This window comes from Streptomyces sp. CBMA152, from assembly GCF_014596475.1.
Taxonomy (GTDB): domain Bacteria; phylum Actinomycetota; class Actinomycetes; order Streptomycetales; family Streptomycetaceae; genus Streptomyces.
Genome location: NZ_MECJ01000008.1, coordinates 1 through 12,162 on the forward strand (window position 1 = coordinate 1; position 12,162 = coordinate 12,162).

The following is a 12,162-nucleotide window of genomic DNA, read 5'->3' on the forward strand; positions in this document are numbered from 1 at the left end:
GGCCGAAGCCGCCGCCACCCACGCGGCCGCGCTGCGCGCCAACACCCAGGCCGCCGAGGCCACCGCTCAAGAGGCGCGGGCCGGCGTCGCCGCGCACGAGGCCGCACGGCTGGCCGGACTGGCCGCCGTCGAGGCCAACAACGCCCTCCAGGCGGCGAACCGCACCAAGGACGAGGCCGAGGGTGCGGTCCGTGAAGCCGCGATGGCCCGCCTGCAGGCCGGTATCGCCGTTCAGGCGTCCAACGCCGCCCGCACCACCGCGGCCGGTATCGCCGACCCGGCCAACACCGCGATCGAGCTGACCGCGCCGTTCTCCGGCAAGGACATCGACGCGGACTTCGCCGCGGCGGTGGCCGCCGCCGCCCAGGAGATGGGCCAGGAGCAGGTCGCCTCGGCCGAGGCCAAGGCCGCGGAGGCCGTCAAGGCCGCCGACGCCGCGGACGAGGCCGCGAAGCGGGCCAACGCCCAGGTCGCCCCGGCCTTCAAGGCCGCTGCCGACGCCGCCCGTTCGTCCGCGAACGCCGCACGCTCGACCGCGGCGGCGATGAAGTCCGCGGCCGAAGCCGCCGAGGACGGAGCCAAGGCCCGAGCCGCGGCCGCCAGCGCCAACCAGGCCGACGCCCAGGCGCAGAAGGACGCGAAGGACGCCCGGGCAGCTGCCAACCAGGCGTACGCCGACGCTACCGCGGCTCGCCAGGCCGCCAACCAGGCCGAGGCCGAAGCCGCCCGCGCCCGTGGTGCCGCCGCAGAGGCCGAACAGCACGCCAGCGCAGCCGCCGGTGCCGCCGACCTCGCCGAGAAGGAAGCCGCCACCGCGCAGGGCGCCGCGAACCAGGCGAAGGAGGACGCCGACGCCGCAGGAAAACTGGCGGAGTCCGCCGAGAGCCACGCGAAGTCGGCGAAGGAAGCGGCCGACAACGCCCTCAACTACGCCAAGGAAGCCGAGGAGGTCGCGAAGAAGGCGGAGGCGGAGCAGGAGGAAAGGGAGCGCAAGGCCCTTGAGGAGGCCGCCAACGCCCCGAAGACCGACACCGGCGACCTGTCCGACGAGGACCTGGCCGACCTCGAAGAGGCCGGCATCTCGAAGAAGGACCTCGAAAGGGCCCAGGAACTCGCGGGCAAGAACTTCGAAGACTTCCTGATCGAAATCGGCGGTGAGGTTCTCAAGCAGTACTTCGACGTCGACAACATCAAGAAGTGCTACAGCGAAGGAAACGTCGAAGCCTGCTTCTGGGCGCTGGTCAACAACCTTCCGTGGGGCAAGGCGTTCCGAGCCATCGAGAAGTTCCCGGAGATCGCCAAGGCCATCAAGCGCCTCGCCAACATCGGGGGCCTTCTCAAGGAATCGGCGGCGGCGAAGAAGCTGCTCAAGAAGAGCGACGAGCTTCTCGACAAGATCTACAAGCAGTTCGACTGCCGCAGGAAGCACAGCTTCCCGCCCACTACCCCGGTTCTGCTCGCCGACGGTACGCACCGGTCCATCAAGGACGTCCGCATCGGGGACCGGGTGGTCGCGACCGATCCGGAGAGCGGCCGCACCGATGTGCGGCCGGTGACGAACTACTTCACCACCGAGGACGACAAGGACTTCACCCGCCTCGTCGTCACCACGGCCCAGGGTCCCGCCACCATCACGGCGACCTCCAACCATCCCTTCTGGCTGACGGACCGCAAGCAGTGGGTGGACGCGGGCGACGTGCGGGTGGGAAACCAGCTGCGCACCCCCGCGGGCTCGACGCTCGCCGTGACAGGCGTCGTCAACTACCACGAGCGCCAGCGCACCCATGACCTCACGGTCGGGGAGTTCCACACCTACTACGTGGGTGTGGGAGCGACCGATGCCCTCGTCCACAACTGCACTGACCTGGCAGCCGCGGAGCGTCGTTTCCGCGATCAGGCACACACCTACAGCGATCACATCAATCCGACCCAGGCGAGGATCGAAGAGAAACTCAAGAAGGACGGCATCGTCACGAAGTGGACGGATGCAGAAACGGCGCAAGCGGCTGTGGACGAGGCGGTGAAGTTGAACCAGACGTGGCTCAGGAACAACCTCCGCAAGCTGCAGCACAACGAAACCGCAGAACTTCCCGTGCAGATGTACAGCGGAGGGTCGCTGGGAACTTACATCAGAAGGGACGGCAGTACGGGTGCCGCCAGTAACAGGGTGAAAGTCGTGATCAAGAAGATCGAAAAGGGCAGGAGTCCGGACGGCAAGAAGGTTCCGGGTGGGTACTACATCTTCACCTCGTACCCACTACCGTAGAGCGGGCAACGAGAGAAGGACGTGCAGTGGACTTTGATTTCGGACTGACCGCGCTGGGTGGGAAATTCCACATGGACTGGCGGCACGAAGGCGATACCCCTCGGGATTTGGTACGCCGATGGGCCGCGCTCGTCGGGGACGACGAGACCGGCCGCGAACGGCTGCGCCTCCTGGACGAGGACACGCGGCTACTCCTCGCATCGCCACTCTCGGACGATGACATCCATGCGTTGTGGAGAGCCGCCGCGATGTTCTATCCGTTCTACCCGGTTGCCGGGGAGGAACCCGCGCGGGGCCGCGCATGGCTGACCGAGATCGAAAGCGAATTGCGGCCGCACTTCCCGGAGCCGGGAGGCGAGCCTTCTGCGGTAGCGAGCTCCGACGCCGAGCGCGCGGCGGTCGTCGCTCTCGCGGGACGTCTGACACCGCGGTCCGAGTCGGCGCTGGAGCCCTTGTCGGCCCCCACGGTGACCGGTGCGGTGGAGCGCTGCGCGACGCTGGTGAGTGCCGCACTCGCGTTCCGGTTCCTGCTCCACGCCTACTCGACGTACAACAGTCCGGTACCCGCCTCCTCCTGGGCCGTGTTCGAGGAACTGAACCATTCCTTCGGATACGGAGAGTTCATGCTCTCGACGATCGAGTACCTCCGGGAGGAATAAGTCACTCCAGCGCTCTGGACCGGCCGGTTCGGCCAGGGTGCGCCTGAGAGCTGGACAGGGGCGCAGAAGTGCCTTCCTCGCTGGGCCGATGGACCTCTCCAGGGTCTACGGCCGCGCGAGGGAGGCACTTTCCGCCCGGCTCGATCGCGGCCGCCGCCGAGCACCTCTACGCGTCTGGGGGCGCCTGCACGGCCTGGTCAGCCTGGAGGTCTATGGGCATCTGGCGCCGGAGACCGACGATCCCGGGCGGGTTTTCGAGGATGAGATCTGGGACTTGACCCGGACGCTGGGCCTGGAGGGGTGACCTTCACAGCAGTGACACCGTCCAGTGCACTGCGCATCGTCAGGACATAGCAGGGGCATTACGCCCTGCCTCCTGGCCCGAAGGAACACCCCGGCGACCGGCCACCGCGAAGCGGCGCCCGCTTCGCCGCGAGGTCGTCGTCGGTGCCCCGAGGCGACCGCACGTACCGGCGCACGATCCGCATCTGGCGCCGCGTTGTCCGCGCACAGGATCAGGTCGGCGTACGCGCCGCGTACGCGGGCGATGGTCTCGGCCTGCTGCTGCGAGACGAGCCGCAAATGCGCGACGTCGGGCTGCCCGCGGGCGGAGGCGCGGGCAGCCCGACCAGGTCGTGAGGGCGCCGACGACCGCGCCGCCGGCGCCCAGACCCGCGCCGACGATCACTGCCCACTGTCCGTCCATGGAGCAGACGTCAGGACGTGTCGTGCCTGTCGCAGGGGCTGTTCGCGATTCTTCGCGGCCCTACTTGTCTGCCTTGGCGTCCGAGTCGGCGGCCGCGGCTGCCGACTCCGCCGCGCCGACCTTCTGCGCCATCTGCTGCTCCGTGCCCGAGGGTGAGTCCGACTTGGCGGGGGAGTGTGAGCAGCCGGTGGCGAGCGCGGCGGTCAGGGCGGCTGCCGCCACGGTGTGCAGGAGGGTGCGGGCACGCATCACTTCGTCCCGTTGTTGTTGGCCTCGCACCAGGCGGTCACGTCCTTGAGGTCCTTCTGCCGCTGTTGAAGCGTCGTCACCAGCCCCTTGCGGTAGGTGAGTTTGTCATTGAGGTAGGTCTCGATCGCTGGGTGGCCCTCCTTCTTCGCGTTGTCCACCCGCTGCTGCAGCCGGGCCACCGAACCCACGGTGTTCACACCGCCGTTGAGCCGGTCGAGGGAGCGGTCGAGGCGCGCCGCGACCTTGGGTGCCCGCTTGCAGACGCTCTTGGCGCCGTCGGTCGTGGGTGCCTTGGCCGTGGTGCGCGGTGTCTTGGAGGGGGTGGAGTCGGCGAAGGCGCTGGGCGCGGCGACGGTGAGTACGGCCGTAGCGGCCAGTGCCGCCGCGGCCACCCGGCGGCGGGCCGAGAAGGGTGTGTCCATGGGTGCTGCCTCCTGGTCCAAGGATCGGATCGAACGACCGGAGGCTACGAAGGCTCTTTGTGGAAACTCTGTGACCGGGCCGCCGTGAGCGTCAGCCAGTCCCGCTGGAGGGGGAGCGCGCCGTCCCGCGACGGGACGGATGCGGGCAGGCGTACCGTGCAGCGGGTGCCCGTCGCGCCGGGCCCCTCGCGGAGCTCGACGGTGCCGCCGTGCAGCGCCGCCTGCTGGGCGACCAGGGTGAGGCCGAGTCCGGAGCCGGTGCTGCCGGGGCCCCGGTGGAAGCGCCGGAACACCTCCTGGCGGGCGTGCGGCGGGATGCCCGGGCCCCGGTCGTCCACGGTGATCAGCACCTGCCCGTCCTCCCCGCGGACGGCGACGGCGATCTCGGCCCGGCCCCGCGCGTCCCTGCCGTGCACGAGCGCGTTGCCGACGAGGTTGTCGAGCAGGATCCGGATGCCGGGCTCCCAGCAGTGCGCCGGCGCGGGCTCCGCGTCCAGGGTGATCCGGGCGTCCGGCACCCGCCGCCGGGCCTCGGCCACCGCCGCGTCCGCCGACTCCGCCACGTCGACCACCCGGAACGCGTCGGGCTCCACCAGATCGCCGCGCCCCAACTCCCGCAGCGCGACCAGCATGCCGAGCAGGCGCGCGTGCTCGGCCCGCAGCTCGTCGACGACCGCGTCGCGCTCCGCCTCCGGCAGCCCGGGAAGGGCCAGGACGTCGAGGTTGGTGCCCATGCTCATCAGCGGGTTGCGCAGCTCGTGCGAGGCGGCCGCGGAGAAGGAGCGGGCGGTGTCCAGGGCCTGCGCGGTGCGGGCTGCCTGCTCGTCGTAGCGGGCGAGGACGGTCTGGAGGGTGGCCGCCAGGTCGTCGACCTCGGTGACCCCGGTCGGCCGGTGTTCGAGCCGTACGGTGCTGGTACGGGGATCGAGGCCCTCCGCGCGTCGGCGCAACCGGCGCAGCGGGCGGGTCGCACCGTTGGCGACGGCCCAGGCGAGCAGCGCCGAGAGCGGGGCGGCGAGCACGGCGGTGGTCGCCGTCCGCCTTCGTACGAGCCCGAGTTGGGTGCGGCTCGCGGTGTCCGGCGAGAACACCCACAGGGTGCCGGACACCTGCGACCCCTTGACCGGCAGCGCGTACGCCCGCCAGGTGCGGCCCGCGCCCCGCACGGTCACCGGGACCTTGACTGCGTGCGGCAGCGGGACGGATGCGTCGGGCTGCGGGCCGCCGCTGAAGGTTCCGTCGGGTCCGCTGAGGCGTACACCCACATCGAGCGCGGAAGTGAAGAGCCGGCGCTGCCGGTTCTCCTCGGCGGTGGGCTGGTCGTTGGCCGCGGCCCGCAGCAGTGTGCGGGCGTCGTGGGCGATCGCCGTGGCCCGGGTCCGCAGATGGCTGTCCTCCTCGCGGTGCAGATCGCGGGCGACGAGCGTGAGCAGCAGCCAGCCGCAGGCCAGGACCAGTATCGGCACGGCCACGCCCACCGCGAGGGCGATCCGGGTGGACAGTTTCACGGCTGCTCCCGCAGGACGAAGCCCACTCCGCGCACGGTGTGGACGAGCCGGGGAGCGCCGTCCGCCTCCAGCTTGCGGCGCAGATAGCTGACGAAGGTGTCCACGGCGTCGGTGCGTACGTCGACGTCGTATCCCCAGACCCGTTCGAGCAACTGGTCGCGGGTGAGGACGAGACCGGTGTTGCGGGCGAGGACTTCGAGCAGTTCGTACTCGCGCCGGGTGAGGTCGAGCAGGCGTCCGTCGCGGTGTGCGGTACGGGCAGCCGGGTCGATGACGAGACCGCAGGACCGTACGACGTCGTGCTCGGCGGGTGGGCGGCGGCGCAGCAGTGCGTGCAGCCGCAGCACCAGCTCTTGGAGGGCGAACGGTTTGACCAGGTAGTCGTCGCCGCCCGCCTGGAGCCCGGCGATGCGGTCGGTGGTCTCGTCGAGCGCCGACAGCATCAGTACCGGCAGATCGTGCCCGGCGCCGCGCAGGGCCGTGCACACCTCGATGCCGCTCATGTCCGGCATGGAGACGTCGAGCACCAGCACATCGGGCGGTGCCTGGCCCACCGCGTCGAGTGCGGCCCGGCCGCCGTCGGCGGTGCGCACCCGGAAGCCGCTGAGCCTCAGCCCACGCTCCAGGGAGCGGCGCACCGCGGCGTCGTCGTCGACGACCAGGACGTCCCCGGGACGGTTCGGACCGCTCATCCGCCTCACCCTCACTCCACGCCGCCGCACGTCGGGCCGCGGCGGCGGGGTCAGGGTACGACGCCTTGCTGTGTGCGCCCGGGCGGAAGGAGCGGCCACGGGTCGCCGTCGGACCCGCCTATGGATCGGCAAGGGCCGGTTCACCCCCATGCTCGGCGAGGACGCGGCGGCATCACGTCAGCCCGCTTCGTGGCGGGCGAGCCCTCGACGTTCGGTCGGGGTTTCGCCCGGCGCGGCCGCTCTGGCGGTGGTGTTGGGGATGTGCGTGAAGTGGATCGCTCACGTCGCGATGAATGTGCTCACTCGTGTGGTGAGTTCGTCGGCCGCCTGGTGCTGGAGTCCGTGGTGGCTGCTGCCGGGCAGGACCGCGATCTCGGCGTGGGGCAGCAGCCTTCTGGCGGTGGCTGCGACCCGGCGGGCATCGTGGGGTCGGCTGTGTTCGGCGAGCAGTAGCAGTACTGGTGTGCGGAGCGTGCGCAGGGCGGCCGCGGCTGGGCGGGGCCTGGTGACCGGGCGGGCTTTGGGTAGGGCGGCCGCTGTTTTCTGTAACCGTAGCCAGGCCGGGTCCAGTGGTGCGCCGCCGCTCTGCCAGTGCAGGAAGGAGCGGGTGCGGGCTGGGGTGGGCCGTATCAGCATCGGCAGCGCGCGCAGCAGGTAGGTGGGCCGGTACCCGGCGAAGCAGCCGGTGGGGTCGGTGAGGACCAGGCGGTGTACCCGGGGGGAGTCGAGGGCGTAGTGGAGTGCGATCCAGGCGCCGTAGGAGTGTCCGGCCAGGGTGGTCTGGTGGATGCCGAGGCCGTCGAGCAGGGTGTCGAGCCAGTGATGGAGGTCGGCGACGGTGCTGATGGGGCGCTCTGGGGCGGGGGTGCTGTGGCCGGCGTCCCCGATGAGGTCGGCGGCCAGGACGCGGTGGGTGCGCGCCCAGGCGGGAGCGTTGGCGAACCAGGAGACCGAGGTCTCCCCACCACCGGGCAGCAGGAGCAAGGGCGGCGCGTCGGGAGAACCGAGGCAGTTGAGGCGGGTGGTGCCGTAGGGAGTGGGGATGTCACGGCGTTCGATCCCCGGGCCCCACTGGGCCAGCAGCTTGTCGTACGCCGCGAAGAACGTCTCGTGCATCCTCAGCCCCTCCACCCCGCACGGTTGTCTCGCTTCACGATATTCCCCGAGGGCGACGCCCGTCGTAGCGTCGGGAGGTCTATGGCTTGAGCTTGTGGCGATACCAGCGGTGGTGTACCACGGGTTCGACACCCAGCACTGCGGCGCCTGCGACCATGCCGACCAGCAGGGTGGGCCAACCGCCGCCGTTGAGGAGCGCGCCGAGACAGGCGGCGGCAATGGCCGCAGGACGTAGGAGTGTCAGCAGACCGAGGCCGATGACCATCGCGAGCGTGCCGGCACGGAACGGCAGGAGGAAGTAGGCCGCGAGTGACAGCAGGACGGCGACGGCATAGACCGCAAGCGGGAGCAGGTAGCCGATCCCGCCGACCGTCAGGGAGCCGTACGTCCGGGTTCGGTCCGGCGCCGTGAGAAGCAGCAGGAGTGCGGTCAGCACCGGAGCGAGCAGCAGGACTGCGCCTACGGCCAGCCCGCGCATGGCGGCTCGGGCGTTCGTGCGGCGTTTGCGGATGCGGGCGTCGCGGCCGGCGTAGGCACGGAAGCCGCTGAATGCCGCGTCGACCAGGCCGAGCAGTGCGAGCGGTATGGCGGGAGTCATCGGGTGCACTCGAAGAGGTGGTCGGGACCGACCAGTCGGCGCGCGGCACGCCCGAGAAACCGGCGAAACGGATCCTCCAGGTGCGGGCGCACGCCGATGATCGGGCGCAGTGTGGTGCAGAACGGGTTCGCCGCGCCGCGAGGCTCGTACAGCAGTGGTGTGATACCGGGGACGCGGGCGGCGCGAAGCAGTGCTTCGTCGCTGTGGGCGCGCCGTGCGGAGGCGACGCCGTCGTGGCGGCCGAGCGGGTGGCGCATCCGGGCGCGGTGGAAGATCCACGCCCCGAGGGGTGCGAGGCGGGTTGCGGCGATGTCGAAGTGGCAGAAGGCATACGCGGGGGAGGCGGCCTGGGACCGGAAGAACTCGGCCAGGGCGGGACCGCGGAAGTGGTGCAGCACGCCGGTGGAGATGTAGACGGTTGCCGCCTCTGGCAGGTCGAACGCGTTGCCGTGGACGAAGCGGCAGTCGAGTCCCTCGGCGCGGGCGAGGTGGCCGGCTTCGGCTACCAGTGCGGCGTCGAGGTCGACTCCGACGAGATCAACGTCCGGGCCCAGCGCATGGGTGGCCGCCAGCCAGCGAAACCTACGGCCTCCGCCGCGGCCTCCGTGCCCGAGAAGCCGCACAAGGGGCAGCGACTGCGGCCCCCACTATCAACGCCGAGGCCACAGACCCCGGATGCGGTGTGCAGTACCAGGCCGGGCATAGTCGGGGAGGACCAGTCATCGATCACGGAGGAACCATGCGCATCGGGGTCTACCTCGCGCACCCGCGTCCGGGCAGCTTCAACCACGCCGTGTTCACCGCCGTCGTGGAAGAACTGCGCGACCGGGGGTGTCACGTACTCGCGCACGACCTCTGCGCCGAGGGATTCGCCCCGGTGCTGAGCGCGGACGAGACGGAGACGGTCCGGTCGGCCATCTCCTCCCGTGACCCGCAGGTGGAGTTGCACCGGTCCGAGGTGGCCACCCTCGATGCCATGGTGTTGGTCCATCCGAACTGGTGGGGCATGCCGCCCGCCGTCCTCACGGGCTGGGTGCAGCGCGTGCTCGCGCCCGGTGTCGCGTACAAGCTGGGCACCGCGGACGGGGAGCCCGCAGGGCTGCTGAAGGCCGGCCGGGCGCTCGTCCTGAACACCTCCGACACCCCTGCCGACCGCGAAGAGAGCGAGTTCGGTGACCCGCTGCAAAGGATCTGGGCGGCATGTGTCCTGCCGTACGTAGGTGTCGCCGACGTCCGGCGAATCGTCTTCCGTACGGTGACCGACTCGACCGACGCGATGCGCGCATCATGGCTGCGCCAGGCACGTCAGCAAGCCGCCGCGCTGATGGTCTGACACCGCCATGCAGTGTGGGCAGGAACGCTTGCGTGCTGGTGCAGTCGGCGGTACCCGGGGACGTTCTTCCCGACACCGTCCGCCACACCAGATGCGACGGGAGTGAACGGCCCCGCCGGATGGCTGGTCATCGTGGGTGACCAGCCATCCGGCCGTTCGGCGTTAGAAGGTCCTCGGAGTGAACCAGGTCGCCTGGCTCCCCGGGTTGTTGAGGTCGAACGTCGTGCCGGACAACCGCCGGTCAACACCCAGGGAGCCGGTGTAGCGGCCCCTCGCTCCGTTCGACCAGCCGATCGTGAACGAGATGCTGGATCCGTCGACCGAACCGGTTTCGATGGTGCCGACGACGTTGGAGTAGGAGGCGGTCCCGAAGAGTCTGCCGCTGCCGTCCTGAGTGACGTTGAGCGTCGGTGTGGCGTCGTTGCTCTGGACGAGCTGCCATGTGCCGCCGGCGTCGAACCCGGGCGCGGTGGCGACGGCCGTCCGGGGTGCCGAGGCCATGGTGGTGGCGCCGGCGGCCGGGGCCAGGGCCAGACCGCCGACGCCCAGGAGGAGGGTGAGGCCGGCTGCTGCGAGCTTGGTGCGCATGAGTATTTCCCCTCGATGGCTGTTTGGTCGTTCCGCTGAGCGGATCCAGCGGCCCGCCACCGCTGCTGTTCGGCCTGGTGGCCCGGCACCCGGTGAGGACATCTCCGATGGTGGCCTGGCGGTGAAGCTGCGGATATCCCAAGATCTGGGGGTTGAAATCTGCTGCTTTCGAGGCATGGCCGCGAGGTCTCAGGCGGTGCTGATTCCGATCTTCCTCGTTCGTGTTGATCTGCGGGGTGTGAAGAGAGAGCCGTACTCAGCGACTTGTCGGACGAGCAGTGGGCGTCGATCGAGCCGATGATCACGGCCTGGAAGCAGCCGCTACCAGAAACGGACTTGGCATCCACTCAGACGTGCTGACAAAGCCGTTGGGAGTGGCGGTAGTTGCCGAGGCAGGTGGCGAGACGGAGGAAGCCCTCCTGAATGGGGCTCGCCGCGTGGGGCGTTCTTACCGTGGGTTGCTCCGCAGGCTCTTCTTGGCCAGTTCGTAGGCAGGCAGCATTTCCTTGTGCTCTTCGGTGTCCATCCCGCCCAGGTGCAGGATCACCGGACCGCTCGGGGTGGCCACGGCCAGGGCGTGCTCCTGCTTCGACTCATCGAGGAGCTTGCTGTACGTCTCGTAGACGACTTCGGCCGCAGGCAGCGAGCGTGCCGTGACCTCCCTGTACGTCGCCTTGCTCGCGTTCTTGTCGGCAGTGACGAACGCCTCCAGGGCCGCGCGCGGGGTGCTGCCCTTGGCATCGCTGGTCCACGCGCGCAGGAAGCCGATGTGCCCGGCGGGCTTGGCGTCGATCTCGCAGGCCATGGTGAACGGGCCCTGCTTGGCGAGGGCGTCCAGTGCCGTGCCGTCGAGCTTGACCGCTTTGGCCTTCCACTTGGCGGCGATGGTGAAGGTCACGGGCAGCGGACACACCGATCCGGCGGACCCGACCACGGCGTCACCCGCGGCCGCCGGAGCGCTGGTTGCCCTGTCGGACGCTTGAGAGGACGCCGTTGCGGGGGTCGCCGTCGGCTTGTCCGCGGAATCCTTCGTGCCGCCGCACCCCGTCAGCACCGCCGCCGCCATCGCGGCGGCGGCCACACCCCGTACCGAATTCCGCACTACACGTCCTTCTGCCCATATTGTTCGAGACGGCTGCTCGGCCACTCATGGAGATTAGCCGACCCGGTGACGGAGGAATCGGCGATCCTCGTCTGGCGCCTCGCGTGCGCCCACGTACGTCGGCCGGCCTGCCTCTTGGGGCTGGTGCGAGGGGAACGGGTGGCCAACCGGGGCCCCGGCTGCCAACGTCCACCTGCCCGGTGCTTCTCTGTCGTTCCGCGCCGCAGCCCGGTGGCGCTCTCGCGGGTGGTTGCGTCGGAGGTGGGGCATGCTGCGCTGCGGTTGATGGTGATGAACCCGTCTCTTGGAGTGGATGCCGGCGCCCTGGGGTTCTGGCACGGGTATGGGCCGGATATGAGCCGGACGTGGGCCGTGACTTGATGAGGGCCGGCAGCCGGGGCGCGGCCTTCGCCCAGCTGAAGCGCCAGGCCCGCCGGCCCGGGCCGGCGGTGGCACGCCGCTCTGTCGTTCGAGGTGCGCGAACATGCCCGCAACCCGCGCACGCGCTGTCCCAGGGTGTGCACGCCCTTGATGGGCACGGTCTGTGGGCCGTGTTCGAGGCCAGCCTCTTGGCGGCAACGGCGACATCGCCATCGTGATCCAGCGCGCCACTGGCGCGCTGCTGCTCCCCGCGTTCTGCGACTGGTACGAGATCACCGCCCGTGAACGGCAGATCATCGCGTACCTGCAAAGCGGTGCCGCACCGAAACAGATCGCCCGGCTCCTCGGGCTGTCCGTGCACACGGTCAACCAGCACCTGCGCGCGGTCTTCCACAAGACCGGTAGTTGCGGGCGAGACGCTGCGAGTTCCTCTGCACGGATGCCCGGGGAAGTGTGCGCTGACCGGCTATTTTGTGAGGAGGCAGATCGCGTCGTGCGCAGGGGGTGTCGGGGCTGAGACGGTTCAGCACGAAGGGCGGGTC

15 protein-coding genes are annotated in these 12,162 nt (G+C 70.1%); 6 read left to right on the forward strand and 9 right to left on the reverse strand.

Annotated elements, in window-relative coordinates; all coding sequences use genetic code 11:
* The 4 genes from BG418_RS07695 to BG418_RS07710 all read left to right on the forward strand — a co-directional run.
* On the forward strand, window positions 1–2,266 hold a 2,266-nt coding region (locus tag BG418_RS07695; RefSeq protein ID WP_262928556.1), incomplete at its 5' end, for a polymorphic toxin-type HINT domain-containing protein.
* 26 nt (window positions 2,267–2,292) lie between these two features.
* Window positions 2,293–2,925, forward strand: a complete 633-nt coding sequence (locus BG418_RS07700; protein WP_188272983.1) for a hypothetical protein — start codon at window positions 2,293–2,295, stop codon at window positions 2,923–2,925.
* Window positions 2,926–3,013: 88 nt separating this feature from the next.
* Window positions 3,014–3,229 (forward strand): TetR-like C-terminal domain-containing protein, encoded by a 216-nt coding sequence (locus BG418_RS07705; protein WP_188272984.1) that lies wholly within the window; start codon window positions 3,014–3,016, stop codon window positions 3,227–3,229.
* A 143-nt stretch (window positions 3,230–3,372) separates the two neighbouring features.
* The gene (locus tag BG418_RS07710; RefSeq protein ID WP_188272985.1) at window positions 3,373–3,564 is read left to right on the forward strand and encodes a hypothetical protein; all 192 of its coding nucleotides are present in this window, start codon (window positions 3,373–3,375) and stop codon (window positions 3,562–3,564) included.
* Between the two features lie 127 nt (window positions 3,565–3,691).
* Here the strand turns inward: BG418_RS07710 and BG418_RS07715 are convergent, their stop codons facing one another.
* The 7 genes from BG418_RS07715 to BG418_RS07745 form a co-directional block, all read right to left on the reverse strand.
* Entirely contained in the window at window positions 3,692–3,880 is a 189-nt protein-coding gene (locus tag BG418_RS07715) for a hypothetical protein (protein WP_188272986.1), read from the reverse strand.
* Entirely contained in the window at window positions 3,880–4,302 is a 423-nt protein-coding gene (locus BG418_RS07720; protein WP_188272987.1) for a hypothetical protein, read from the reverse strand. Before BG418_RS07720 ends, BG418_RS07715 begins: the two co-directional genes overlap by 1 nt.
* 44 nt (window positions 4,303–4,346) lie before the next feature.
* Window positions 4,347–5,810, reverse strand: a complete 1,464-nt coding sequence (locus BG418_RS07725; protein WP_188272988.1) for an ATP-binding protein — start codon at window positions 5,808–5,810, stop codon at window positions 4,347–4,349.
* Entirely contained in the window at window positions 5,807–6,502 is a 696-nt protein-coding gene (locus BG418_RS07730; RefSeq protein WP_188272989.1) for a response regulator transcription factor, read from the reverse strand. Before BG418_RS07730 ends, BG418_RS07725 begins: the two co-directional genes overlap by 4 nt.
* Before the next feature lie 279 nt (window positions 6,503–6,781).
* Entirely contained in the window at window positions 6,782–7,618 is an 837-nt protein-coding gene (locus BG418_RS07735; protein ID WP_188272990.1) for an alpha/beta fold hydrolase, read from the reverse strand.
* A 79-nt stretch (window positions 7,619–7,697) separates the two neighbouring features.
* The gene (locus BG418_RS07740) at window positions 7,698–8,216 is read right to left on the reverse strand and encodes a hypothetical protein (RefSeq protein WP_188272991.1); all 519 of its coding nucleotides are present in this window, start codon (window positions 8,214–8,216) and stop codon (window positions 7,698–7,700) included.
* Window positions 8,213–8,839 (reverse strand): class I SAM-dependent methyltransferase, encoded by a 627-nt coding sequence (locus BG418_RS07745; protein ID WP_317453551.1) that lies wholly within the window; start codon window positions 8,837–8,839, stop codon window positions 8,213–8,215. The genes BG418_RS07740 and BG418_RS07745 overlap by 4 nt, the downstream gene beginning before the upstream one ends.
* A 116-nt stretch (window positions 8,840–8,955) precedes the next feature.
* On the opposite strand from BG418_RS07745, the gene BG418_RS07750 reads away from it, so the two are divergent.
* Window positions 8,956–9,549 (forward strand): NAD(P)H-dependent oxidoreductase, encoded by a 594-nt coding sequence (locus BG418_RS07750; protein ID WP_188272992.1) that lies wholly within the window; start codon window positions 8,956–8,958, stop codon window positions 9,547–9,549.
* A 162-nt stretch (window positions 9,550–9,711) separates the two neighbouring features.
* Here the strand turns inward: BG418_RS07750 and BG418_RS07755 are convergent, their stop codons facing one another.
* Both BG418_RS07755 and BG418_RS07760 read right to left on the reverse strand, forming a co-directional pair.
* Window positions 9,712–10,137: a hypothetical protein gene (locus BG418_RS07755; RefSeq protein ID WP_188272993.1), complete on the reverse strand. Its 426-nt coding sequence runs from the start codon at window positions 10,135–10,137 to the stop codon at window positions 9,712–9,714.
* A 448-nt stretch (window positions 10,138–10,585) separates the two neighbouring features.
* Complete coding sequence (locus BG418_RS07760; protein ID WP_317453552.1) at window positions 10,586–11,239, reverse strand: lipoprotein; 654 nt, start codon at window positions 11,237–11,239, stop codon at window positions 10,586–10,588.
* A gap of 544 nt (window positions 11,240–11,783) precedes the next feature.
* Between BG418_RS07760 and BG418_RS07765 the strand changes: the two genes are divergently transcribed.
* Window positions 11,784–12,137, forward strand: coding sequence for a helix-turn-helix transcriptional regulator (locus tag BG418_RS07765; protein WP_317453553.1), 354 nt, complete (start codon window positions 11,784–11,786; stop codon window positions 12,135–12,137).
* Window positions 12,138–12,162 lie beyond the last annotated feature (25 nt).

Coding starts and splice junctions, on each gene's coding strand:
- BG418_RS07705 (WP_188272984.1), top strand. CDS start 3,014: ATGGACCTCTCCAGGGTCTACGGCCGCGCGAGGGAGGCACTTTCCGCC.
- BG418_RS07715 (WP_188272986.1), bottom strand. CDS start 3,880: ATGCGTGCCCGCACCCTCCTGCACACCGTGGCGGCAGCCGCCCTGACC.
- BG418_RS07720 (WP_188272987.1), bottom strand. CDS start 4,302: ATGGACACACCCTTCTCGGCCCGCCGCCGGGTGGCCGCGGCGGCACTG.
- BG418_RS07730 (WP_188272989.1), bottom strand. CDS start 6,502: ATGAGCGGTCCGAACCGTCCCGGGGACGTCCTGGTCGTCGACGACGAC.
- BG418_RS07735 (WP_188272990.1), bottom strand. CDS start 7,618: ATGCACGAGACGTTCTTCGCGGCGTACGACAAGCTGCTGGCCCAGTGG.
- BG418_RS07740 (WP_188272991.1), bottom strand. CDS start 8,216: ATGACTCCCGCCATACCGCTCGCACTGCTCGGCCTGGTCGACGCGGCA.
- BG418_RS07750 (WP_188272992.1), top strand. CDS start 8,956: ATGCGCATCGGGGTCTACCTCGCGCACCCGCGTCCGGGCAGCTTCAAC.
- BG418_RS07755 (WP_188272993.1), bottom strand. CDS start 10,137: ATGCGCACCAAGCTCGCAGCAGCCGGCCTCACCCTCCTCCTGGGCGTC.